Below are 25,072 nucleotides of genomic sequence, written 5' to 3'. Positions count from 1 at the left end.
GGGTACTGAATATATAGGTCGATAGAAAGCAAACAGAGTGACAAACTAAAATTTTGACAACTGAGCCGGTAGAGTATAACCTCTTTTAAACGGCCAAAATATTATCAGCATTTGCCTTAAAATGACTATCTATTTAAAAGAAATAATATATAATATATTTTAGTACTTTTACTTAGTTAAAGTTATAGTGCATATGAAGGGATAATGGGGAAGTAAAATGAATAAACAACAGCTTGCGGCAAAGATTTGGGAGTCTGCAAATCAAATGAGATCAAAGATTGAAGCCAATGAATATAAGGATTATATATTGGGCTTTATTTTTTATAAGTATCTTTCAGACAAAGAAGAGCAGGATCTGTATAATAGAGGTTATGATGCGGATAATATCAAGGAATATGTAAATGAAGAGGCGGATGACAGTTACTCAAGTATGTCAAGTCTAAAGCAGGATTTGGGATATTTTATAGCATATAAGGACTTGTTTTCAACTTGGATAAATATGGGATCTGATTTCTCAGTTGACAATGTTCGAACAGGATTGTCGTCATTTAACAGAAATATATCACCATCACATAAAAAACTGTTTGAGGGAGTATTTACAACTCTTGAAACAGGACTTTCAAAGCTTGGTGCAGATACAAAGTCACAGACAAAGGCTGTAAGTGATCTGATTCAGCTTATCAATGAAATTCCGATGAACGGTAAACAGGACTATGATGTTTTGGGATTTATCTATGAATACTTGATCTCCAACTTTGCAGAAAATGCAGGAAAGAAGGCAGGAGAATTCTATACACCTCATGAGGTGTCTCTTTTGATGTCGGAAATTATAGCGGAACATTTAAAAGGTCGTGATACAATTAAAATATATGATCCGACATCGGGAAGCGGCAGCTTGCTTATAAATATAGGAAAAACTACTGCAAAGTATATGGATGATGCTAATAGGATACAGTATTATGCACAGGAGTTGAAATCTAATACATATAACTTAACAAGAATGAATCTGGTAATGCGTGGCATACTTCCTGCAAATATATTGACAAGAAATGGAGATACCTTGGAAGAGGACTGGCCGTACTTTGATGAGTCGGATCCGCATAGTACATATGAACCGCTGTATGTGGATGCTGTAGTATCAAATCCGCCTTATTCACTAAAATGGGATCCTACAGGAAAAGACAGTGATCCAAGATATGTAAGATATGGAATAGCTCCAAAATCAAAGGCTGACTATGCCTTCCTTTTGCATGACCTGTATCATCTAAAGCCGAATGGAATAATGACTATAGTGCTGCCACATGGTGTACTTTTTAGAGGTGGTGAAGAAGGCAATATCAGAAAAAATTTGATAGAACAGAACAATATAGATGTCATAATCGGATTACCGGCAAACATTTTCTTCGGAACAGGTATACCTACTATAGTGATGGTACTTAGACAAAAGAGAGAAAATACAGATATACTTATAATAGACGCTTCCAAAGGATTTACAAAAGAAGGTAAGAACAATAAGCTGCGTGCATGTGATATAAGAAAAATAGTTGATACGATAAAGGAAAGAAAGAATGTAGAAAAATATTCTAAAGTAGTAAGTCTTGAAGATATTCGTGCCAATGACTACAACTTGAATATTCCTCGTTATGTGGATTCGTCTGAAGCAGCAGAAAGCTATGATATATATGCTTCAATGTTTGGTGGAATCCCTGAAGCTGAACTTGGAAAGTTTGATAAATACTGGGAGGTATTCCCTTCACTTAAAGGAGAACTTTTTGCCGGAGAAGATTATTTATCATTAAAGTCTGAGAATATAAGAGAGACGATAAAAAACAATAAGGATGTATTGCAATTTATAAAAAATCATATGTTGAGATTTGGTGATTTGGGAGCATACTTGGATAGTATACTAATAGCCAACGCAACAACTATAAATATACCAAAGACTCAGGAGATTATTGCCAATAATATCTTTATGCGATTTGTAGATAACACACTGATTGATCCGTATGGAGCATATGAGATATTTGAAGATAAATTTATTGAAATATCAGGAGATTTGGAGCTTATACAGACAGAGGGGATAAAAGCTGTAACACAGGTAGATCCCAATATGGTCGTAAAGAAAAAGAACGGCAAGGATGTAGAAGTACAAGAGGGATGGAAGGGACATATACTGCCATTTGATTTGGTACAGGAGATTTGTCTTTCTGAAAGAAAAAGAGATTTAAAAGAGAAGCAGGAAAAGTTGGCTGAAATACCGTCTTCATATGAGGAGATTTTGGAATCATTGAGTGAAGATGATAAGGAAATTATATCGGAAGCATTAAATGATACCAATGACGCTTTTGTATTTAAGAATATAAAGGCTGTTGTAAAATCTTTAAAGGCTGACGGTGATTCAAAAGAGCTTATAGAATCCTTGGAAAAAGTTGAAAAACTGAATAACGAAGAGAAAAAGCTAAAGACTGAAATAAAGCAGGGAGAAGATGAACTTCATTTAGAGACAAAAGCTAAGATAGAGAACTTATCAGAGGAAGAGATAAATAATCTTTTGCACAAAAAATGGTCAAGCCCTATTTATAACGGAATACTTGATTTATCAAATGATATGCTAAAGGCCTTCACAAAGGATGTGGAAGCACTTTCTACAAAGTATGCTGTAACTATGGATGATCTTGAAAAAGAAATCAAGGAAACAGAAAAGTCACTTGCAAGTATGCTATCAGAGCTTACCGGATCGGAGAAAGATATGGAAGGCATCAATGAGCTGATAAAGCTCTTGGGAGGTATAGATGAGTAGAGTACCAAGGATAAGATTTAAGGGCTTTGAAGAAGATTGGGAACAGCGTAAGCTTGGGGAGTTAGCAGATATTATTGGTGGAGGAACACCAAGTACGTTGAATTTAGAATATTGGGATGGAAATATAGATTGGTATTCACCAGCTGAAATTATTGATCAAATATATGTGGATAGAAGTCAAAGAAAGATTACAGAACTTGGATTTGAAAATAGCTCTGCAAAAATGTTACCTGAAGGTACAGTCTTATTCACTTCTCGTGCAGGTATTGGAAAAACTGCTATTCTAGCAAAAAAGGGATGTACAAATCAAGGATTTCAGTCAATTGTACCTTATAGTAATAAACTTGATTCTTATTTTATTTTCTCACGAACAGAGGAGTTAAAGAAATATGGAGAACTTGTAGGAGCTGGATCTACTTTTGCCGAGGTGTCCGGTAGACAAATGGGAAATATGCAATTGATGATACCTAAAACTATAGGTGAACAGCATATTATTGGAGTGTTATTTTCTACCTTCGACCGCCTTATCACCCTTCATCAACGAAAGCTTGAAAAACTAAAAACTATTAAAAAATCAATGCTTGAAAATTTTTTTCCACAAAATGGAGAAAAAACTCCAAAAATAAGATTTTCAGGATTTATTGAAGATTGGGAACAGCGTAAGCTTGGGGAGATAGTTAAAGAGGTTAATAGAGTTGATGAAAATTCTAATGCTCCTGTAATGATGATAACAGCTAATGATGGCTTTATTGAACAATCGGAAAGATATTCAACTGATAATGCAGGGAAGAGTTTAAAAAAGTACATATTACTAAAAAGGTGGGAATTGGCTTATAATCATGGTGCCTCTAAGATTAGGCCGTTTGGATCTTGTTTTGCTTTAACAAGGGCAGCTAATATCCGTATACCATTCGTATACCATTGTTTTCTTGCATTAGAAGATAATCCTGAATTTTTAGAGCATACTTTAAATGGTAAAAACGTAGAAAATCAACTTAGAAAAATAGTTTCATCAGGCGCAAGGATGGATGGGCTTTTGAATATATCATTTCAAGAATATACATCCATATTTATCAGATGTCCAATAAGAAAAGAACAGGATAAGATTGCAATATTGATAAAGTCCCTCGACCACCTTATCACCCTTCATCAAAGTAAGTTGGAAAAATTACAAAAAATAAAGAAATCAATGCTAGAAAGTATGTTTGTATAGTTTGTTAAATAGATTTATTAAGTATATAAGTGTTTTGAAGGATAAAAAACTATAACTTTATTTAACATTAAGTCATAAAATCCATATTTCCTATTATTTTATTAAAATAGTAGAAAATATTTTGTAGAAAAGGCACGATATATTGGGAACAGCGTAAGCTTAAATATTTTGCTGATTATAAGTCATCATCTCTTACAGTTAAAGATTGTAAAGAGGAAGGGAAATATGATTTATATGATGCTAATCAAGTTATAGGCAAGACTGATAAATTTGTTATAGATGAAGATTACATCACAATTATCAAGGATGGTGCAGGAGTTGGAAGAACGAGAAAATTATCTAAAAACACTGCATTTATAGGTACTATGGGGGCATTAACTGTTAATAACAGTGACTTGGATTTTCTATATGCTACATTGAATAGAATAGATTGGAATACTAAAACATTTGGTTCAACAATTCCACATATTTATTTTAAGGACTATGGTGAAAAAGTATACGGAGAGCCATCTATTGAGGAACAAAAGAAAATTGGCTTGTATTTCAAGAACCTTGATACCCTTATCACCCTTCATCAAAGTAAGTCTTTTGAGTATATTTTTAAGGCGATAGTAAATTGTACTTTATATTGGGAACAGCGTAAGCATGGTGAAGTGTTTATATATCTAAGAAACAATGCTCTTTCAAGAGAAGAACTAAATGATGAAGATGGTTTTGCTCAGAGTATACATTATGGAGATGTGCTAATTAAATATGGAGAGTGTTTAAACGTTTCTAATGAATTATTACCATATATTGACAACAAAAATATAGTTAACAAGTTCAAGAAATTTTATATACAGAATGGTGATGTTATTATTGCGGATACAGCAGAAGATGAAACAGTTGGTAAATGTATAGAAATAAGTGGAATAGTAGATCACAATATTATTTCAGGATTACACACTATTCCATTAAGACCGGTTAATAAATTTGCATATGGATATTTGGGGTTTTATTTAAATTCGAATATTTACCATAATCAATTAAAACCTTTAATGCAGGGCATAAAAGTTACATCAATCTCTAAAAATTTACTTAAAACAACTACTCTTAATTATCCATCTAACATCCAAGAACAGAAGATAATTGGTAGATATTTTGATGCTCTCAATCACCTTATCACCCTTCATCAACTGGAGCCTTATAAGCTGATTTTCAAGGCGATAGCTTATAGAATTATAGATTATGCTAAGAGTAAGCCTCCAAGATGTATAAAATAGACTGGTTTAATTATGCACATAATTCTATGTATGAAAAATGCGTATACACGCAATATAATTACTTTGATTGCTTGAAAACATATTGTTTTAAAATATAATACTGTTTATGATAGGAATACTTAATATGAGCATATACGATTTTTTGCTGAATAAAAACAGCTTGGATATTTAGTTTTACAATAAATATTATTGGAGTAAATATGGATTATTTTACAAAAGAAGCGGACTTTGAAAGTGCAGTCATTGACTTGTTGCAAAACTACGGCTGGGAGCAGAATGTACTTAAAAATTATACTGAAAAAGACCTTATAAGAAACTGGGCTGATATATTGCTTGAGAATAATAGAGATATTGACAGGTTAAACAATATTCCTCTAATAGATGAGGAGATGGATGAACTGATAGAAAAAATCAGAGAGCTTAAGACCCCGTTGGCACTTAACAGTTTTATCAATGGAAAAACTGTATCTATCACAAGGAAGAATCCTGAAGATAAGCTTCATTTCAATAAAGAGGTCAGTTTAAAAATTTATGACAGAAATGAGATAGCGGCAGGACAGAGTAGATATCAGATAGTGCAGCAGCCTAAGTTTTTTAGAAAGGACAGCGTTCGTCAGGATAGGCGTGGAGATTTGATGCTTCTTATCAACGGTATGCCTGTTTTTCATATTGAGCTGAAAAGATCCGGTGTTCCTGTGGCGGAGGCGGCAAATCAAATCAAAAAGTATGCTTATGAGGGTGTATTCACAGGATTATTTGCACTTGTTCAGGTATTTGTAGCTATGAATCCTGATGAAACACTCTATTTTGCAAATCCGGGACCGGATGGTGATTTCAAGCCTGATTTTTATTTCCATTGGGCTGATGCAAATAATGAACCGATTAACTATTGGAAAGATGTTGTGGAAAGGCTTTTGTCAATTCCTATGGCACATCAGCTTATAGGATTTTACACTGTAGCTGACGGAGGTGACGGTGTACTTAAGGTAATGCGTAGTTATCAGTACTATGCATCAAATAAGATCTCCGACAGAGTATCAAGGAATGATTGGAAGGATAATAATCAAAGAGGCGGATATATTTGGCATACTACAGGTTCAGGAAAAACTATGACATCTTTCAAGTCGGCACAGCTTATAGCTAATTCAAAAGATGCCGATAAGGTTGTATTTTTAATGGATCGTAAGGAACTGGGTTCACAGTCTTTAACAGAATATCAAGGATTTGCAGATAATGCAGATGACGTTCAAGGGACTGATGATACAAATATGCTTATTTCAAAGCTGAAGAGTACAGATCCTAAGAATACTTTGATAGTTTCATCTATTCAGAAGATGAGTAGAATTAAGGAAGATGAGATTGGAAGAATGCGTGCCAAGGATATTGAAGATATGCGAAATAAAAGGTTGGTATTTATTATTGATGAGTGCCACCGTTCCACATTTGGAGACATGCTTATAACAATAAAGAATACTTTCCCCAATGCGCTGTTCTTCGGTTTTACAGGAACGCCGGTATTTTCCGAGAATGAAAAGAGCTTGAGCACCACAACGGATATCTTCGGTGATGAACTTCACAGATACAGTATCGCAGACGGTATTCGTGATAAGAATGTACTTGGATTTGATCCTATTATGGTGTGTGTATATCCTGATATGGAACTTAGAAAAAAGGTAGCTATAGAAGAGGCCAGTGCAAGTTCCGAGGTGGAGGCTATATCAGATCCGAAGATGCAAAAGATATATTATAGGTTTATGACAGTATCAGAAGTACCTATGGCTGGAAGATTACTTGAAGACGGCACATATCAAAAGGGTATCGAGAATTATATAAAGAAAGATGCTTGGGAAAATGACAAGTATCAGTACAGTATAGTTGATAATATAAAGGAAAATTGGCTTAGATTGAGTCGAAATAATAAGTTCCATGCCATATTTGCAACTTCAAGCATACCTGAAGCAATAAGTTATTACAGAAAGTTCCGTGAAAAATATCCTGAATTGAAGGTAACAGGTCTGTTTGATCCGACTATTGATAATGTAAGCGGTGATAGAGCTTTGGAAAAAGAGGACGGTATTGTAGAAATGCTTAATGATTATAATAATTGGTATTCTACAAACTGGGATATTGCAAGATATGCAAAATTTAAGTTGGAGGTATCAGAAAGACTTGCTCACAAGGGACAGTTTGTCCGCATGAAAGCGGAATCTCAGCTTGATTTACTGATAGTTGTAAATCAAATGCTTACAGGCTTTGATTCTAAGTGGGTAAATACATTATACCTTGATAAGATCTTGGAATATCAAAATCTTATACAGGCATTTTCAAGAACAAACAGACTTTTTAATATAAATGAAAAACCTTTCGGTTCTATAAAATACTATAGAATGCCGCATACAATGAAAAATAATATAGAGAATGCTATGAAGCTATATTCCGGAGACAGACCTCAAGGGCTTTTTGCGGATCATCTGCCTGATAATATAGAGCATATGAATATATCATTTAAGGATATGGAGGCTGTTTTCAAACAGGCAAATATTGCCGATATGCAAAAGCTTCCTGATGATACGGAGTCAAAGGCAAAGTTTGCAAAGCTTTTCAGAGAATTTTCTACGTACTTACAGGCTGCAAAAATACAGGGATTTAGCTGGGATATAAAAGAATATTCCATCAGAATTGATGATGAGGATAATCGTACAGGCAGTATCACAGTAATTCCAAGTGAAGAAGATTATAATATACTTTTACAAAGATACAAGGAATTAAGTAAACCTACAGATCCTACAGACGTAGATGATAATGCGGTTACGTTTACTGTCGATCCGTATTTAAGTGAGCAAAATACAGGTATTATAGATAATGATTATATGAATTCCAGATTTGAGAAGTGGCAAAAACAGCTTTATGATCCTAATGTAAGTAAGGAAGAGAGGGAGGCTACACTTGAGGAGCTTCATAAATCTTTTGCAATGCTTTCTCAGGAAGAACAAAAGTATGCAAATATTTTTCTTCACGATATACAATCCGGAGATGCCAAGCTTAGCAAAGATATGACTTTTAGAGATTATATAGTGATGTATGCAAAAAATAAGGAAATGTCACAAATAAAAAAGTTTGTAAAATATCTGGGAGTTGAAGAAGGTCTGCTTGTAGAAATCAAAAAGTCCAAGGTAACAGAGTCAAATCTTGATGAGTTCGGAAGATACGATGCATTGAAAAAATCTATAGCAAATGAGCCTGCAACGGAATATTATACGAAGCTTGAGGGAAAGAAACTTCCTCCATTTGTAGTTAGAAATAATGCTGAAAAATTGTTGAGAGACTATATTTTATATGATATAGATATTAAGGATCCGGATAATGAAGATGTAGAATAATTTAATATCAAAGATTTATAATATCCTTAGGCAGGTCCTTCATCGGTAGGAAGGAGAGATATGCCTAAGGATTTTCAATCAACAGATTTATTGAAAGATTTTTATAAAGAATGGATAGCAATATATAAGGAAGGTGCTATCAGGGATGTGACTTTATCAAAGTATAAGATGAGTCTTATATGGGTTGAGAAGCTGGCTCCACAGCTTCGCCTATGTGATATTTCAAGGGTTGAATATCAACAGATTATTAATGATTATGCCAAGGAGCATGAGCGTCAGACAACTATGGATTTTCACCACCAGTTAAAGGGAGCTATACTGGATGCGGTAGATGAGGGACTTGTTCCAAGGGATCCTACCAGGAAAGTTATTATCAAAGGTAAGATTCCGTCAAATAAGAAAATCAAGTATTTGAACCAGTTTGAACTTCACAGTCTTTTAAAGAGCTTGACTCTTGAAGATGAGGTGAGTTGGGACTGGTTTATTTTACTTTTGGCAAAGACCGGAATGAGATTTTCAGAAGGTCTTGCAATTACACCGAATGACTTTGATTTTGCACATCAGACAGTATCGGTGAATAAGACCTGGAATTATAAGGAAGGCGGTGGTTTTTCACCTACAAAAAACAAGTCGTCAGTGCGAAAGATACAGATTGACTGGCAGGTGGTGATGCAATTTGCCACACTTGTAAAGGATCTTCCGGCAGATAAGCCTATATTTGTAAGAGATAATAAGGTTTATAACTCTACAGTTAATGATATTTTGGTGAGGTACTGTAAAAAGCTGAATATTCCGGTTATCTCTGTACATGGGCTTCGTCATACACATGCTTCTATTTTACTATATGCCGGAGTATCTATCGCCAGTGTAGCAAGAAGGCTCGGACATGCAAGTATGACTACCACACAGAAAACATATTTACATGTGATACAGGAGCTTGAAAATCAGGATATTGACCTTGTAATGAGGTCGCTTTCAAATCTTTTGTAAAGAAGTATTGTATATAGGAGTGCCTGTAATATAGTTTTGTGACCGATGGAGGACTGTTGTTGTATATTTAAAATCTAACACCAATGTTTAATAGAATAATGTATAATAATTATAAGACATTGCAGATTCAAGATAAGTAGACAGTAGAATAAAATAATCTGCGGCTATAGATTCATTCAGGGGTAAATTATGGACAAAAATTTTAATAAATTTATATATGACAGACATAGTAATATTATTTTCAGTCTCCAAAACAGCAGGGTAAAGGAATTTAAATTCCATAATAAAATGCTTACTCTAAGGTTGGATACATTATTTAGATATATCGATAATGAAGAAAGAGAATATACAGGTGAAGTTTGTTTTAAAGATTGCGATTTGAGCCTATGCAGTATGTTGATTTTTAATAAAACTTTAGGGAAAGGACGTTTTACGGGAAATAGTATTTCTTTAAAGGAATTTATGGAAGTTCATAAAAATTCTGAGTTTGAGATTATTACAGAAGGCTACTTTGGAAATTCAACTACTTATTCAGGATGGCTTTGGGAGGAAGGGAAAAATCCTGTATCCGCTATTATGTATATTTGGAACAGTGGGGATATGGAGTATTTTATCATGAGTGAATCTATGAGAGATGAATTTCTTGAAAAGGAATTTGATTTTAGTAAAGCTATAAAAAATCCATACATTAAAGAACTTAAGAAACAGGTAACTATAAAGATATCGCCAACGGTTATAGACTATTTTAAAGAAGAAGCTGTAGAAACAGGTATTCCGTATCAAACATTGATTAATCTATATTTGACGGAGTGTGTGAGAGAGAAGAGGAAACTTGATATCAGTTGGAAATAATTATTTAATTTTAAGTATTTCAATTGTATAAAATTGGGTGTATAATAATATAAAATCAAATTGAAAGGAAGTAAAGCTTATGAAAGCTAATTATGATATAGTTGTTATCGGTTTTGGTAAAGCGGGAAAGACACTTGCCGCAAAATTCAGTATATCCGGTAAGAGTGTTGCTTTAATTGAGAAAGATAAAAATATGTATGGAGGTACCTGCATTAATGTAGGTTGTATTCCTTCAAAGCGTCTTATAACGGATGCATCAAAATCTCCAACAGGAGAGTTTGATAAAAAAGCACAGCATTACCAGGAGGCGGTAGCTGAAAAGAAAAAACTTATAGCTGCTCTTAATAAGGCAAATTATGATAAGATAGCAGGTGCAGGAGTTGATATAATTGACGGTATGGCGTCATTTAAAGATGACCATCATATAATTGTTTCAACTAAAGACGGAAATGTGGAAATTGAAGCTGAGAAGTTTATTATAAATACCGGATCTGTTACAGTAATACCTAAGATTGAAGGAGCCGACAGTAAAGGCGTATATACATCAGAGTCTATTATGAATCTTGAAGAATTACCGAAAAGACTTACTATTGTAGGTGGAGGATATATCGGACTGGAGTTTGCATCTATGTATGCAGATTTCGGAAGTAAGGTAACTGTAGTTCAAGACGGTGATGAATTCTTACCTAGAGAAGATGAGGATATTGCTAAGGCTATCCGTGAAGTATTGGAAGCGAAGTCTGTAGAGATAGTTACAGGCGCTAAGGTGACCAAAGCCGAAGAAGGCAAATTATATTATGAGGTTGCAGGAGAGTCAAAGACTTTGGAATCTGATGCAATTTTACTTGCTGTTGGTCGTAGACCTAATACTGACGGCCTTGGATGCGAAAATGCGGGAGTTAAGCTCACTGACAGAGGTGGCGTAGTTACAGATGAGCATTTAAAGACAAGTGCAAATAATATCTGGGCGGCAGGTGATGTTTGCGGTAAGCTTCAGTTTACATATATTTCACTTGATGACAGCAGAATTATCTGGGATGAGATAATGGGAGAGGATAAGAGAACTACTGAGAACAGAGGTGCATTCTCATACTCGGTATTTATAAATCCTCCGTTCTCAAGAGTGGGAATGAGTGAAAAGGATGCAAAGGCGGCAGGAGTGGAATACAAAGTTTTAAGCCTCAGCGCTAATGCGATTCCAAAGGCTAAGGTTTTAAGAAAAACTGATGGACTGTTGAAGGCTTTGGTTGCATCGGACGGAACTATTCTGGGTGCAGAGCTTTTCTGTGAAGAGTCATATGAAATGATCAACTTTATAAAGCTTGCAATGGATCATGGTATCAAGGCAAAGGATATAGCAAACTTTATATTTACACATCCTACAATGTCAGAAAGTCTGAATGACTTATTTGCAATGTAATATTTAAAAATCTTGATTTTAATGAAATATTATGATAATCTTTAACAAGTACATAGATTTTATGCTTTGCATAGGAAGTCGGGTGAAAATCCCGCACAGGGACGCTACTGTGATAATTAATAGACTCTTTTTTACCACTGTTTTATAAAATGGGAAGGTTGGGTCTTCTAATAAGTTTTATTAGAATTTAAGTCAGGATACATCTATGTAATATATGCTTATTTTGTATAAGCAAAGACCGGTTTTACGATCCCAAAAGCCTTTATTTATGACGGTTTATTGTTTTAGGACACCATTTTACTTGTTTTATGACTGATTATGTTTGCTTGTATTTTGATTTTCTAAAAATGTGGTTAATTTACTAATATTAGCTGCTTGCAAGGGATCAACAGGTTTATTTAGAGCGGAACCTGTTATACCTTGTAGGCAGTTATTTTTTTGAGGGAATTTATATGGCACATCAACATGGCGGATATTTCTCAATAGATTTATATGCTTTTAAATCAAAGCTTAAAAGTATCAATCCGGAGTTTAAACTTATATCTGCTTTATTAACTCTTATTTTAACAATAATATTCAATAATATTTTTGTATCCGGATATGTACTTTTTTTAATGTTTTTTTTAACTGTAAGTCTTGGAGGTATGGATTTTAAAGAATATATTTCCATTCTTCTTACACCTTTAAGCTTTATTATCCTGGCGAGTATAGGAATTGCTTTGGGGATTTCAGCTGAATATATGGGAGAATTTCATATAAAGATAGGTTTTTTCTATATTTATACTTCAAAGGATCAATTGATTGAAACTGCCAAACTGATTATTAAAGTTTTAGCATGTGTAAGTGTTATGCAAGGATTGATTCTTTCAACCATGCCATATGAAATAATTAATGCTCTAAGAAAACTTCATGTTCCGAAGCTTATAATTGAGCTTATGAATCTTATATACAGATTTATATTTATACTTATTGAAAGCTATTCAAATATGAAAAACTCCGCAATGTCCAGGATGGGATATCATAATTTTAAGACTTCAATTTCTACATTCGGAAATATAGCAAGCAATATTTTGGTAGTATCTTTAAAAAAGGCTAATGCTTACTATACCGCAATGGAAGCCAGATGCTTTGACGGCGATTTGAATTTTCTTGAAGATAAGAAGAGTTTGAATAAAAATCATATTTTTGTTGTTTTTATAAGCATTTTATTTATGTTTCTTATATGGCTTTTTACATTAGGATTCAATATTTAACAGAATATATCAGAATGGGGAATATTATATGAATAAAGTTATTTTAAGGGCTGAAAACCTCCACTATTCATACACAGGAGAACATGAGGTTTTAAAAGGTGTTTCTTTAGATGTATATGAAGGTGAAAGACTCGCAATTCTTGGAGCCAACGGGTCGGGAAAGTCTACTTTCTTTTTAAATATAAACGGTGTTTTAAAGCCTGAAAGTGGAGCATTGTATTACAGAGATAAACTTATAAATAAATCTTCGGTAAAAGAGCTTAGAAAAAATGTGGGAATTGTTTTTCAAGATGCAGATAATCAAATAATTGCCTCAACTGTAAGGGCGGAGGTAAGCTTCGGGCCTTTGAATCTTGGCTTAAGCAGGGATGAAGTTGAAAAAAGAGTTTACAATTCTTTAAATTATATGGATATTTTGCATCTTATAGACAGGCCGCCACATTATTTAAGCGGTGGTGAGAAAAAAAGAGTAAGCATAGCTGATATTATAGCAATGGATTCCGAAATAATAATATTTGATGAACCTACGGCATCACTGGATCCGCAAAATATATCTATATTTGAAGGTGTCTTGGACAAATTAAGTGTAGACGGTAAAACTTTGGTGATTTCAACTCATGATTTGGAGTTTGCTTTTAGATGGGCGGACAGAATAGTGGTATTTTGTGAGGGTAATATAATTGCCGATGCGGATCCTGTCAGTGTACTTAGTGATGAAGCGGTTTTAAAAAGAGCTAATCTTAAAAAGCCTATACTTTTGGAAGTTTTTGAATCACTTGTAAAAAACAAGGTACTAAATTCAGGTGATAAACCTGCAAGAAATATAGATGAGTTTAAAAAGATGTTTATTCCTCAAGACTAAAGCTTGAGTTAATAAAAAAATATTTTTAGGAGGATTTCATGAGAAAACAAGAGAAAATTTTAATGACATTGGCAATAATTTTTGCGTTCAGTTTTGCGCTGCCGTTTACAGCCAATGCCATGCACATTATGGAGGGTTATTTACCTGTAGGACATGTAATAGCATGGAGTCTTATTTCGTTTCCGTTTTTAATTGCAGGTTATATGTCAATTAAAAAGACAGTGGCTAAGGATAGGAAGGCAATTACACTTTTAGCGATGTCGGGTGCTTTTGTATTTGTACTTTCATCGCTTAAGATTCCTTCAGTAACGGGATCTTGCTCACATATGACCGGTACAGGACTTGCGGCTATTTTATTCGGACCAAGTGCTGTAAGTATTCTTGGTATTATAGTACTTATATTTCAGGCACTGCTTTTGGCACATGGCGGCTTTACCACACTTGGAGCAAATACTTTTTCAATGGCAATTGCCGGACCTTTTGTATCATTTATAGTTTATAAGATTTGTAAAAAATCAAAGGTAAATGACAATGTTTCTATTTTTCTTGCTGCATTCATAGGTGATTTACTTACCTATGTCGTAACTGCGTTCCAGCTTGCATTTGCATATCCTATGAAAGACGGTGGAGTTATGGCTTCTGCAGGCAAGTTCTTGTTGGTATTTGCACCTACACAGGTACCGCTTGCGATAATAGAAGGTATGCTTACCGTCATTATAGTAATCGGACTTAAGACATATGCACAACCTGAGCTTAAGGAAATCGGATTTATTGAGGGAGGTAGTAATTAATGTCAAAGAATAAAAAAATTGTTATAAGTCTGCTTGTAATAGTCGTACTGATGGCTGTTGTACCTTTGTTTATGTTAAAGAATGCCGAGTTCGGAGGTTCTGATGATGCCGGAAGTGAAGTTGTATCGGAGATTCAGGGCGGAGAATATGAGCCTTGGTTTAATCCTATTATAGAAACCGCACTGGGAAAGGAACTTCCGGGTGAGGTTGAAAGCCTGCTTTTCTGTGTTCAGACAGGTATAGGTGTAGGGATAATTGCATTCTATATGGGAAGACTTGTTGAAAGGAAAAAGCACGAAGATAAAAGCAAAGAATGATACAGTGAAAGAAAGATTTGAAAAAGTTCTTGCAATTTTTTAAAAAAGTATTATTATATATACAGCAAACAACATAGTTCGTTGTGAATGATTTACATATTTAGGATAGAATGCTCAAAGTGGAGTCTTGGAGTAGTTCTATCCTTTTTCATTAAGATCTATGTATGTTAAAGCAATTAAGAAAGGATTTGCCCGGTTGATTAATTTAGCTGATGGCTGGTGAGAAAATGATAAGAATAGGTATTTTGGGATATGGTAACCTTGGAAGAGGAATTGAGTGTGCTATCAAACATACAAAGGACATGAAGCTTGTCGCAGTATTTACAAGAAGAGATCCTTCAAGTGTAAAGATTCTTACATCTGATGCTAAAGTTGAAAATATTGAAAATGTTTTAAATTATAAAGATGATATTGATGTAATGATACTTTGCGGAGGAAGTGCTACAGACTTACCTAAGCAAACCCCTGAGTATGCTAAGTATTTCAATGTTGTTGACAGCTTTGATACTCATGCAAATATTCCTGAGCATTTTGAAAGAGTAGATGATGCCGCAAAGGTAAGTCATCATTTCGGACTTATATCTGCAGGATGGGATCCGGGTATGTTTTCATTAAACAGAGTTTATGCAAATGCGGTTCTTCCTACAGGTGCAGACTATACTTTCTGGGGTAAGGGAGTAAGTCAGGGACATTCAGATGCTATAAGAAGAATTGAAGGTGTTGTTGATGCAAGACAGTATACAGTTCCTGTTGAAGCGGCACTTGAAGCTGTAAGAAGCGGCAGCAATCCTGAACTTAGTACAAGACAGAAGCATACAAGAGAATGCTATGTAGTTGCAAAGGAAGGTGCGGACAAGGCAAGAATTGAAAATGAAATAAAGACAATGCCGAATTATTTCGCAGATTATGACACAACTGTACACTTTATTTCCATGGAAGAAATGAAGAAAAATCATTCAAGACTTCCACATGGAGGATTTGTTATAAGAACAGGTAAAACAGGTTGGGATAATGAGAACAATCATGTTATCGAATACAGTTTAAAACTTGATTCAAATCCTGAGTTCACAGCGTCTGTAATTGTTGCATATTCAAGAGCTGTATATCGTATGCATAAAGAAGGTAAAATAGGAGCTCATACAGTATTTGATGTTCCACCTGCATATCTTCTTGATATGTCTGCCGAAGAAATGAGAGCACATCTTTTATAAAGTAATAAATGATAAATTTTCCCTATAGGTTGATTATGTATCAACTTATAGGGATTTTTTATATTATTAGGCATAACTGACGGTTAAGGTTTATAACGTATATTTATGAAAAATTGTTATATATTATAAATGCGTTAGGGATTGCTAACAAAATAACATAATGATATAATAGCAAGCATTAAGAAATATGTAAATTTTTAATATATTTTTATATTTTAATTTATAAAGTTAAGCACTAATTTATAAATAAGATTAGTACTTTTATTTTTTATACCAAAAATCGGAAAACATGTTGAAATTAATTCATATATTAAGAAGGGAGGTGGCAGTGTTTTCAACTGTATTCCGTTAATATAAATTATAAAATGGGGGAAAAATTGTGATTAATAAATTAAATAAAGCATATTTATTATTGCTTGCCGTTGTAATGACGGTAATTTTAGGTAACTTCAGTTCTTTTGCCGCAGTTACAGCAGGTAATTGGGAGCTGATTGAAGGAAATTGGAAGTTTTATGATGAAAGTCATAATGAAGTCAGGGGTTGGATCAATACCGAAAACGGTTCATATTATATAGATCCTGAAAACGGTATGATGGTAACAGGATGGAAGAATATTGAAGGTAAGTGGTATTATTTTAATTCCGTACCTTCAAATCCTAAGTTTGGAGAAATGCTTAGAGGATGGCAGTATATTGACGGTGAATACTATTATCTTGATTCTGTTTCACCCAAAAGACTGCAAAGAAACGGCGGTAATTCCGGAGGAAGTTCTCATAGCACAAATAGCGGAGCAAAAAGTTCCGATACAAAAAACATAAAGCCTGTACAACCTGATAAAAGGACAGAGGATACAAAGCCTGAAATCGGAAAGGAAAATTCTAAAGAAAATTCACCTGAAAATACTGAACAGGTAACACCGAATAAGGTTGTAGAGCCTGAAACTCCTAAGAACAAAGATATAAATAAGCCTGAAGAAAAGGTTGATACTACTAAAAAAGAAAATAGTGACACAAAATCAGAACCTGAAAAAAAGACTGATAATGAGAATACAGGAAGTGATGATACGGTAGTAATAAGACCTGATAACAGCGGCGAACTTGTAGACGGGGAATGGTATGGAACAGCTACATGGAGTAGATATAGTATTCAGAGAGGTCCAAATGTAGTTAAAGTAACTATTAAGGACGGTAAAATTGAAAAAGTTGATTCGGTCGTTTATACTGATGATGATAAACAGGCCGGATCTTATGAAATAAAGAGAGACCGTATTTTAAAGATGTTGGAAGGACTTAACAGTACCAAGGAGATTGCAAAGCAACTTCAAAACAGTACAGGAGAGGCCTATGATGCGGTAAGCGGTGCAACAGAAACTGCTAAAGGACATGTAAGTGCTGTAGAAAATGCACTTGAAAGATCAAGAAAGTTTAAAAAAGACGGAAAGAAATCAGATATTGATTATATAGAATTTGTAAAGAGGCCTGACGGAGTTGCAAAGGGTAAGACTCTTGATTTAACAAATACAGTACTTAGACTTCATATGTCAGGTGATACAAAGGATATAGGTTTTGATGATTTTGTAAACTACGGAATAGTTACAGATCCTGCAAACGGTACAGAACTTCCAAAGCAAGGGGAGTTTAGACGTGTAACATTTAGACAGAATGCGGCTCTTATTAAGCTTGAAACTGATATACAGACTGAAAAGAAGATAACCAAAAAATATGCGAGTCATATTTTGGTTAATTATGAGTCCGGAGAAACAAAGAAAATAGAACTGAGTAATGACGAGTACCGTTATAAGATTGAGGCTGCAGGCAAGATAACAGGTATGTCTATTTTTGACGGAGAAAATAAACTTACAGATGGTGAATATGACAGCCATATTTCACAGTGGCAGTTTAATCTGAAGAATATAAGCCATGAGGGGTATGATTTCTGGGGATTTGAAACTTATGCTGTAATAGTTGATTCATCTCATGATTCTTCAGACATAGCATCATTTGAAATAATATCTGACAATGTAAAGAAAAACTTCTATGTAGGAGATGTGCTGAATTTAGATGAGATTGCTATAAAGGCTGTAACTAAGAATGGAAATAATAAAACATTTACTACATTCGAAGTTGTAAGAGAAAATAAGTTCAGTTTCAGTCCTGACAATAAGTATATCTTTACAACTGCGGATATCGGCACAAAAAAGATAAGTGTAAGCCATGAGATAGACGGAAAGACTGTAACTGAAACATTTGATGTAAATGTTTCGGATCCGCATAATGATGCTCCTGCAAAGGTTGAAATTTACGATAAAGATAAGCTTGTAGTAACAAAGAACATCAGTTTTGAAGAATTTACAAACAATAGTGGCTACATGAGTTTTTTCAATACTGAAATACCGAAAAAATATGAGGGCAAATGGAATAAGGACACATTTACTGTAAAGGTATACAACGCATCAGGCAATCTTTTAAATATTAACGTAAAAAAAAGAACGGCAATTTTAAATGTTGAATTACCGGATTACATGGCTCTTCATGGTAGTGGCGGCTATATTATGTTTTCATTCAAATATGTAGACAATGAGCCTAAAACAGAACCCAAAACAGATTCTAAACCGGAGCCTAAAACAGAGGTTGTAGATATAGTTTCAGAAAACACTCCTTCTACTGTAGAGCTTTATGACGGAAGTGAACTGTTAAAAAAGGAGACTATAACAAGAGAACAGTTTGAAAACAGCAATGCGCATTATATGATATATGATGTGACGATTCCTAAGAAATATGAAAATTGGACAAAGTCTACATTTAATGTAAAAGTATTGAACTCAAAGGGTGGTGAAATTGAGAATACTATTAACAAGAGTGATAATATACTTGGCATAAATCTTACTAAATATAAGAGCCCACGTTATGGCAAAGGCTATGTGGGACTAAGGCTTAAATATAAGGACGAAATAGTTACAAAGACCGTCACTGCAAGTGCACCTGTAGATTTATATGATTATGACGCCAGAGTAAAGGTGGTTTATAATGCAAAAACAGGTGAAATAATAAGTGTGGAAGATGATGATACCTATTCAGGCTCAAATCAGCCTTTCTGGAGAAAAGCTCAGAAAATATTTGAAAAACTTGTCGGAAAGAAAAAATCGGAAGTTGACGGTGTGGATGCTATAAGTTATGCCACTCTTTCATCAAATGCTATTAAAGCTGCCGTTAAAAAAGCTCTTTCAGAGTAGATTTTTTAGCTGCAAATAGAATTTGGCCATTTTTTAGCTGCAAATAGAATTTGGCCATTGACATCGCCTGATGATTTTGTTATTATTTTGGAGTAGTAACGCCTATACATGAGATTTGGATACTCCAACCTTTCCTTATGTATACGGTAAGATTTTTTAAAGGAGAAAGAAAAAATGATTACAAAAGAGAAAAAGACAGCTATCATGGAAGAGTATGCAAGAAAAGCAGGCGATACAGGTTCACCTGAGGTTCAGATAGCAGTTCTTACAGCAAGAATCACTGAGTTAACAGAGCATTTAAAGGCAAATCCTAAAGATCATCACTCAAGAAGAGGTCTTTTAAAGATGGTTGGTAAGAGAAGAAATCTTTTACAGTATCTTAAGAATAAGGATCTTGAGGGTTATCGTGCACTTATAGAGAAGCTTGGACTTAGAAAATAATAAAAGTCTTTGGTGGAGAGTTTTTCTCCACCTTTTTTATAATTAATCATATGGCTTGTAGCCGAAGCTAGTGATAAGCATTAAAGCATTGTTTTAGTTTTTATCACTAGTTCATATTTTTATGTTTCAAGAAGAGCTCTTCTCGAATATCGGCAAGCCAAAAGGAGATGAAATGAGTAAGGAATTTAAAAGTTATTCAATGGAACTCGCAGGTCGTACTCTCAGAGTTGATATCGGGAGAGTCGCTGCACAGGCTAACGGTGCCGCATTTATGCACTATGGTGATACAACGGTTTTATCTACAGCAACAGCATCAGATAAGCCAAGAGACGGTATTGATTTCTTCCCTCTTTCAGTAGAATATGAGGAGAAGATGTATGCGGTAGGTAAAATGCCGGGCGGATTTAATAAAAGGGAAGGAAAAGCAAGTGAGAATGCTATACTTACATCAAGAGTTATAGACAGACCTATGAGACCGCTTTTCCCTAAGGATTACAGAAATGATGTTACATTGAACAATCTTGTAATGTCGGTAGATCCCGATTGCTCACCTGAACTTACAGCTATGCTTGGTTCTGCAATAGCAACAGCTATCTCAGATATACCTTTTGACGGACCATGTGCTACTACACAGATTGGCATGGTAGGCGGTTTCTTTGTTGTAAACCCTAATGAAGAGCAAATGGCCGTATCGGATCTTAAGCTTACAGTAGCATCTACAAGAGATAAGGTAATAATGATTGAGGCGGGTGCAAATGAGATACCTGATGAGAAGATGATTGAGGCTATATACAAGGCTGACTCTGTAAATAAGGAGATTATTGCATTTATCGATAAGATTGTAGCGGAAGTAGGTAAGGAAAAGCATGCTTACACAGCATTTGTTATTCCTGAGGAGCTTACTTCGGCTATTAAGGAAATTGTACCTCCACAGGAGATGGAAGTAGCGGTTTTCACAGATGAAAAGCAGGTTAGAGAAGAAAATATAAAGGCAATCACACAAAGACTTGAAGAAGCATTTGCAGACAAAGAAGAGTGGTTACCGCTACTTGGTGAGGCTATTTATCAGTATCAGAAAAAGACTGTAAGAAAGATGATTCTAAAGGATCAAAAGAGACCTGACGGAAGAGCTATGAATCAGATTCGTACACTTGCGGCTGAGACGGATATTATTCCGAGAGTACACGGTTCAGCTATGTTTACAAGAGGACAAACTCAGATTTGTAATATAGTTACACTTGCACCTTTAGCAGAGGCACAAAAGATTGACGGACTTAATCTTTTAGAGACTACAAAGAGATATATCCATCAGTACAATTTCCCTTCATACTCAGTAGGTGAGACCAGACCTTCAAGAGGTCCGGGAAGAAGAGAGATTGGACATGGTGCATTGGCTGAGCGTGCGCTTATTCCTGTACTTCCTTCTCCTGAAGAGTTCCCATATGCTATAAGATCAGTATCAGAGACTTTTGAGTCAAACGGTTCTACTTCTATGGCATCTACATGTTCTTCATGTATGGCACTTATGGCTGCCGGAGTTCCGGTAAAGAAGATGGTAGCAGGAATCTCATGTGGACTTGTAACAGGTGATTCTGATGATGACTATGTTCTTCTTACAGACATTCAGGGACTTGAGGATTTCTTCGGAGATATGGACTTTAAGGTAACAGGAACCGATGCGGGTATTACAGCCATTCAGATGGATATCAAGATTCATGGTCTTACAAAGGACATTGTAAAGGGCGCTATTGCAAGATGTCATGAAGCAAGAGATTTCATCATGGATACATGTATGAAGCCATGTATATCAGAGCCTAGAAAAGAACTCAGCCCGTATGCACCTAAGATTTCACAGATTCAGATTAATCCTTCTAAAATCGGTGATGTTGTAGGCAAGCAAGGTAAGACCATTAATAAGATTATTGAGGATACAGGAGTAAAAATCGACATAAGCGAAGAAGGACTTGTTTCTGTTGCAGGTACGGATCAGGCTATGATTGATAAAGCTATCGATATAATCAGAGGAATAACAATAGAAATTGAAACCGGAATGGTTATGAGAGGTACGGTTGTTCGTATGCTCGAGTTCGGCGCTTTTGTAGAGCTTGCACCGGGTAAGGACGGTATGGTTCATATTTCAAAGCTTTCAGACAAGAGAGTGGAGAAAGTTGAAGATGTTGTAAAAATAGGAGATGAGGTTACTGTAAAGGTAGTTAAGGTTGATCCTATCAAGGGAAGAATCGATCTATCTATGAAGCCTTCAGATCTTGAGTAAAAATAATTTTTTGCAGAGAAAGGTGGGACTATGGAAGAGAATGTAAAAGAAGTATTATTTGATCTTGTATCAAGAAAACAGTTCCGACAACTAAAAGATGAGCTCTGCGAGATGAATGAGTTTGATATTGCATCCTTCTTAGAGGAGCTGGATTCCGAAAAGCAGATTATTATTTTCAGAATGCTCCCCAAGGAGCTTGCAAGTGATGTATTTGCTTGTTTAGAGGTAGAGACTCAGGAACATATAATAAACAGTATCACAGATAAAGAGCTGGCATATATTATTGAAGAATTATATGTGGATGACGCTGTAGACATGCTCGAGGAGCTCCCGGCAACCATTGTAAAGAGAGTTTTACAAAATGCCGCTCCAAGTACAAGATTACAGATAAATGAGTTTCTTAAGTATCCAGAAAATTCTGCAGGATCTATAATGACTGCAGAGTATATAGGTTTAAAGAAGAATATGACCGTGCAGGAGGCCTTTGCCTATATCAGAAAGCATGGTTATGATAAGGAAACCATATATACCTGCTATGTTATGGATGCCAAGCGAATGCTTGAAGGAGTTGTTACGGTTAAGGATCTTTTAATGAATGACTATGAAGTCAAAATTGAAGATATAATGGATACAAATGTTATCAAAGCTGTAACTACAGACGATAAAGAAGAGATTGCGGATTTATTCAATAAATACGATTTGTTATCTTTGCCGGTTGTTGACCATGAAAACAGACTTGTAGGTATTGTTACAATTGACGATGCCGTCGATGTTATGGAAGAAGAGGCTACAGAGGACTTTGAGAAGATGGCGGCTATGCTTCCGTCTGAGAAGCCTTACTTAAAAACAAGCGTATTGGAGCTTGCAAAGAACAGAATTACATGGCTTTTGGTACTTATGATAAGTTCGATGCTTACAGGTGGAATACTTACAAGGTATGAGGATGCATTCCAGGTAATGCCTTTGCTTGTTTCATTTGTACCTATGCTTACGGATACAGGCGGTAATGCAGGTTCACAGTCATCTACCATGATTATCCGTGGTATGACTATAGGTGAAGTCGCAAGTTCAGATATATTTAAAGTTATTTGGAAAGAGGCGAGGGTATCCGTTATTGTTGGTTTAATACTTGGTCTTGTAAACTTTATAAGATTGGTTATTCAGTATCCGGGACAGCCACTTGTAGCACTTACAGTAGTTTTGGCATTGTTTGCCACAGTATTTGTAGCAAAGGTAATCGGTGGTATACTTCCTATAATTGCAAAGAGACTTAAGCTTGACCCTGCTATTATGGCGGCTCCGCTTATTACAACAATAGTAGATGCGGTTTCTTTAGTGATTTATTTCCAGATTGCTGTAGAGCTTTTACATATCAATTAAATATGAATATTTTCTTAGGCTAAACATGAAAAAAGTTTAGCCTTTTTTCATTCTTTATACACTTATTTATGCTAAACTATATACAAAAGATAAAAGGATCTTACGTGATGAATATATATGGTGAATATGAAAAATACTTGGAATTGATTTTGGAAACATTGTCAAAAGAAGTATATAAATTAAATGATGAGTATAAGAATAAAACCGGATACAAACTCTTTGAACATTTTATTTCAAGGATAAAGACAAATGAAAGTATGATTGAAAAATGTATCAGAAGAGAGTTTGAACCTACAACATATAATGCTTTAAAGGAAATGAAAGATGCCATAGGTGTAAGGATAGTATGCGGATTTGTGGATGATATATACGCTTTGGCAGGTATGTTTAAAAAGATGTCAAATATTAATGTGGTCGAAGAAAAGGACTATATTCTTAATGTGAAGCCTAACGGATACCGCTCTTATCATATGATACTTGAAATTATTACACCATTTCCGGATTGTGATGGAAATGAAAACGGAAGGTATTATATAGAAGTTCAACTAAGAACTATAGCTATGGATTCATGGGCATCACTTGAGCATCAAATGAAGTATAAGAAAAATATAAGAAACCATGAGAGAATTACAAAGGAACTAAAAAGATGTGCCGATGAGTTGGCATCCTGTGATTTGAATATGCAAACTATAAAAAATTTAATTGAGGAGTCAGACATTAATGAAGATATTATTAGCTGAGGATGAAATAGCTCTTTCAAGAGCATATGCTACCGCACTGGAAATGCAAGGTTATGAAGTTGTACAGGCATTTGACGGAGAAAGAGCACTTGAACTTGCAAACAATGAAGTTTTTAATCTGATGATATTTGATATAATGATGCCGAAAAAATCCGGGTTGGAAGTTCTAAAAGAGCTTAGAACATCAGGTAATACCACTTATGTTATTATGCTTACAGCAATGAGTGAAGTGGATGATAAGATTTCAGGACTTGATATGGGCGCTGATGAATATCTTACAAAGCCTATTTTATTAAAGGAGCTTGTTGCAAGGATTCGTTCTTTGGAAAGAAGAATTGATACAAGTTTCAATGAAAATGTACTTACATTCGGAAGTGTCAAGTTAAATGTCTCGGAGCAGGAACTGTCAGCAAAAAATTCTATCATTCTTGCCGGTAAGGAAACCAAACTTATGGAAGTCCTTATGAAAAATAAGAATAAAAAGTTGTCAACCGAGTATATATACAATCATGTATGGTCAAAGGATGATGAATGCGATGCCGGTTATGTATGGATTTATATATCATATTTAAAGCAGAAGCTGAAAGCAATCAATGCCAATATTGAAATAATGGGAGAAGAAAATCGAGAGTTTGAATTAGTTGAGGTGTGAT

At 34.9% G+C, this 25,072-nt stretch carries 18 protein-coding genes, 1 pseudogene and 1 riboswitch; all 19 genes and pseudogenes read left to right on the top strand.

Annotation, left to right across the window (positions count from 1 at the left end; translation table 11 throughout):
- Positions 1 to 217 precede the first annotated feature (217 nt).
- The 19 genes and pseudogenes from HMPREF1140_RS01155 to HMPREF1140_RS01070 all read left to right on the top strand — a co-directional run bounded on the left by HMPREF1140_RS01155 (position 218) and on the right by HMPREF1140_RS01070 (position 25,071).
- Positions 218 to 2,800 (top strand): type I restriction-modification system subunit M, encoded by a 2,583-nt coding sequence (locus HMPREF1140_RS01155; protein WP_009662102.1) that lies wholly within the window; start codon positions 218 to 220, stop codon positions 2,798 to 2,800.
- Positions 2,793 to 4,013: a restriction endonuclease subunit S gene (locus HMPREF1140_RS13130; RefSeq protein WP_009662047.1), complete on the top strand. Its 1,221-nt coding sequence runs from the start codon at positions 2,793 to 2,795 to the stop codon at positions 4,011 to 4,013. Before HMPREF1140_RS01155 ends, HMPREF1140_RS13130 begins: the two co-directional genes overlap by 8 nt.
- Before the next feature lie 116 nt (positions 4,014 to 4,129).
- Positions 4,130 to 5,275 carry a restriction endonuclease subunit S gene (locus tag HMPREF1140_RS01145; protein ID WP_330370033.1) on the top strand — a complete coding sequence of 382 codons (1,146 nt, stop codon included), beginning with the start codon at positions 4,130 to 4,132 and terminating at the stop codon, positions 5,273 to 5,275.
- Positions 5,276 to 5,475: 200 nt separating this feature from the next.
- Complete coding sequence (locus HMPREF1140_RS01140) at positions 5,476 to 8,655, top strand: type I restriction endonuclease subunit R (RefSeq protein ID WP_009662090.1); 3,180 nt, start codon at positions 5,476 to 5,478, stop codon at positions 8,653 to 8,655.
- 60 nt (positions 8,656 to 8,715) lie between these two features.
- Complete coding sequence (locus HMPREF1140_RS01135; protein ID WP_009662067.1) at positions 8,716 to 9,645, top strand: site-specific integrase; 930 nt, start codon at positions 8,716 to 8,718, stop codon at positions 9,643 to 9,645.
- Positions 9,646 to 9,834: 189 nt separating this feature from the next.
- Positions 9,835 to 10,260: pseudogene (locus HMPREF1140_RS13990) on the top strand (hypothetical protein); the annotation flags it as partial.
- Positions 10,246 to 10,497 (top strand): BrnA antitoxin family protein, encoded by a 252-nt coding sequence (locus HMPREF1140_RS13985; protein WP_314099485.1) that lies wholly within the window; start codon positions 10,246 to 10,248, stop codon positions 10,495 to 10,497. The pseudogene HMPREF1140_RS13990 and the gene HMPREF1140_RS13985, both read left to right, overlap by 15 nt.
- A gap of 79 nt (positions 10,498 to 10,576) precedes the next feature.
- On the top strand, positions 10,577 to 11,917 hold the full coding sequence (locus tag HMPREF1140_RS01125) for an FAD-dependent oxidoreductase (RefSeq protein WP_009662065.1): 1,341 nt from the start codon (positions 10,577 to 10,579) through the stop codon (positions 11,915 to 11,917).
- 36 nt (positions 11,918 to 11,953) lie between these two features.
- Positions 11,954 to 12,139: riboswitch (cobalamin riboswitch) on the top strand.
- 230 nt (positions 12,140 to 12,369) lie between these two features.
- Positions 12,370 to 13,170, top strand: a complete 801-nt coding sequence (gene cbiQ / locus HMPREF1140_RS01120; RefSeq protein WP_009662061.1) for a cobalt ECF transporter T component CbiQ — start codon at positions 12,370 to 12,372, stop codon at positions 13,168 to 13,170.
- Positions 13,171 to 13,198: 28 nt separating this feature from the next.
- Positions 13,199 to 14,032: an energy-coupling factor ABC transporter ATP-binding protein gene (locus tag HMPREF1140_RS01115; RefSeq protein WP_009662052.1), complete on the top strand. Its 834-nt coding sequence runs from the start codon at positions 13,199 to 13,201 to the stop codon at positions 14,030 to 14,032.
- Positions 14,033 to 14,070: 38 nt separating this feature from the next.
- On the top strand, positions 14,071 to 14,823 hold the full coding sequence (locus tag HMPREF1140_RS01110; protein ID WP_009662051.1) for an energy-coupling factor ABC transporter permease: 753 nt from the start codon (positions 14,071 to 14,073) through the stop codon (positions 14,821 to 14,823).
- Entirely contained in the window at positions 14,823 to 15,140 is a 318-nt protein-coding gene (locus HMPREF1140_RS01105; protein WP_007592086.1) for an energy-coupling factor ABC transporter substrate-binding protein, read from the top strand. The genes HMPREF1140_RS01110 and HMPREF1140_RS01105 overlap by 1 nt, the downstream gene beginning before the upstream one ends.
- A 227-nt stretch (positions 15,141 to 15,367) precedes the next feature.
- Entirely contained in the window at positions 15,368 to 16,351 is a 984-nt protein-coding gene (locus tag HMPREF1140_RS01100) for a diaminopimelate dehydrogenase (protein WP_009662040.1), read from the top strand.
- Between the two features lie 379 nt (positions 16,352 to 16,730).
- Complete coding sequence (locus HMPREF1140_RS01095; RefSeq protein ID WP_009662056.1) at positions 16,731 to 19,583, top strand: FMN-binding protein; 2,853 nt, start codon at positions 16,731 to 16,733, stop codon at positions 19,581 to 19,583.
- A 174-nt stretch (positions 19,584 to 19,757) separates the two neighbouring features.
- Complete coding sequence (gene rpsO / locus HMPREF1140_RS01090; protein WP_009444716.1) at positions 19,758 to 20,024, top strand: 30S ribosomal protein S15; 267 nt, start codon at positions 19,758 to 19,760, stop codon at positions 20,022 to 20,024.
- A gap of 172 nt (positions 20,025 to 20,196) precedes the next feature.
- Positions 20,197 to 22,299, top strand: a complete 2,103-nt coding sequence (locus tag HMPREF1140_RS01085) for a polyribonucleotide nucleotidyltransferase (RefSeq protein WP_009662068.1) — start codon at positions 20,197 to 20,199, stop codon at positions 22,297 to 22,299.
- A gap of 30 nt (positions 22,300 to 22,329) precedes the next feature.
- Positions 22,330 to 23,679, top strand: coding sequence for a magnesium transporter (gene mgtE / locus HMPREF1140_RS01080; RefSeq protein WP_009662069.1), 1,350 nt, complete (start codon positions 22,330 to 22,332; stop codon positions 23,677 to 23,679).
- Positions 23,680 to 23,786: 107 nt separating this feature from the next.
- Positions 23,787 to 24,419, top strand: a complete 633-nt coding sequence (locus HMPREF1140_RS01075) for a GTP pyrophosphokinase (protein ID WP_009662060.1) — start codon at positions 23,787 to 23,789, stop codon at positions 24,417 to 24,419.
- Entirely contained in the window at positions 24,400 to 25,071 is a 672-nt protein-coding gene (locus tag HMPREF1140_RS01070; RefSeq protein WP_009662041.1) for a response regulator transcription factor, read from the top strand. Before HMPREF1140_RS01075 ends, HMPREF1140_RS01070 begins: the two co-directional genes overlap by 20 nt.
- Position 25,072 lies beyond the last annotated feature (1 nt).

The sequence above is a fragment of the Lachnoanaerobaculum sp. ICM7 genome, assembly GCF_000287675.1.
In the GTDB taxonomy this organism is placed as follows: Bacteria; Bacillota; Clostridia; order Lachnospirales; family Lachnospiraceae; genus Lachnoanaerobaculum.
This window is presented reverse-complemented; position numbering and strand designations above follow the sequence as displayed.

Coding starts and splice junctions, on each gene's coding strand:
- HMPREF1140_RS01100 (WP_009662040.1), top strand. CDS start 15,368: ATGATAAGAATAGGTATTTTGGGATATGGTAACCTTGGAAGAGGAATT.
- mgtE (WP_009662069.1), top strand. CDS start 22,330: ATGGAAGAGAATGTAAAAGAAGTATTATTTGATCTTGTATCAAGAAAA.
- HMPREF1140_RS01115 (WP_009662052.1), top strand. CDS start 13,199: ATGAATAAAGTTATTTTAAGGGCTGAAAACCTCCACTATTCATACACA.
- HMPREF1140_RS01110 (WP_009662051.1), top strand. CDS start 14,071: ATGAGAAAACAAGAGAAAATTTTAATGACATTGGCAATAATTTTTGCG.
- HMPREF1140_RS01140 (WP_009662090.1), top strand. CDS start 5,476: ATGGATTATTTTACAAAAGAAGCGGACTTTGAAAGTGCAGTCATTGAC.
- HMPREF1140_RS01105 (WP_007592086.1), top strand. CDS start 14,823: ATGTCAAAGAATAAAAAAATTGTTATAAGTCTGCTTGTAATAGTCGTA.
- HMPREF1140_RS13985 (WP_314099485.1), top strand. CDS start 10,246: ATGGAGTATTTTATCATGAGTGAATCTATGAGAGATGAATTTCTTGAA.
- HMPREF1140_RS01070 (WP_009662041.1), top strand. CDS start 24,400: ATGAAGATATTATTAGCTGAGGATGAAATAGCTCTTTCAAGAGCATAT.
- HMPREF1140_RS01135 (WP_009662067.1), top strand. CDS start 8,716: ATGCCTAAGGATTTTCAATCAACAGATTTATTGAAAGATTTTTATAAA.
- HMPREF1140_RS01125 (WP_009662065.1), top strand. CDS start 10,577: ATGAAAGCTAATTATGATATAGTTGTTATCGGTTTTGGTAAAGCGGGA.
- HMPREF1140_RS01085 (WP_009662068.1), top strand. CDS start 20,197: ATGAGTAAGGAATTTAAAAGTTATTCAATGGAACTCGCAGGTCGTACT.
- HMPREF1140_RS13130 (WP_009662047.1), top strand. CDS start 2,793: ATGAGTAGAGTACCAAGGATAAGATTTAAGGGCTTTGAAGAAGATTGG.
- cbiQ (WP_009662061.1), top strand. CDS start 12,370: ATGGCACATCAACATGGCGGATATTTCTCAATAGATTTATATGCTTTT.
- HMPREF1140_RS01155 (WP_009662102.1), top strand. CDS start 218: ATGAATAAACAACAGCTTGCGGCAAAGATTTGGGAGTCTGCAAATCAA.
- HMPREF1140_RS01075 (WP_009662060.1), top strand. CDS start 23,787: ATGAATATATATGGTGAATATGAAAAATACTTGGAATTGATTTTGGAA.
- rpsO (WP_009444716.1), top strand. CDS start 19,758: ATGATTACAAAAGAGAAAAAGACAGCTATCATGGAAGAGTATGCAAGA.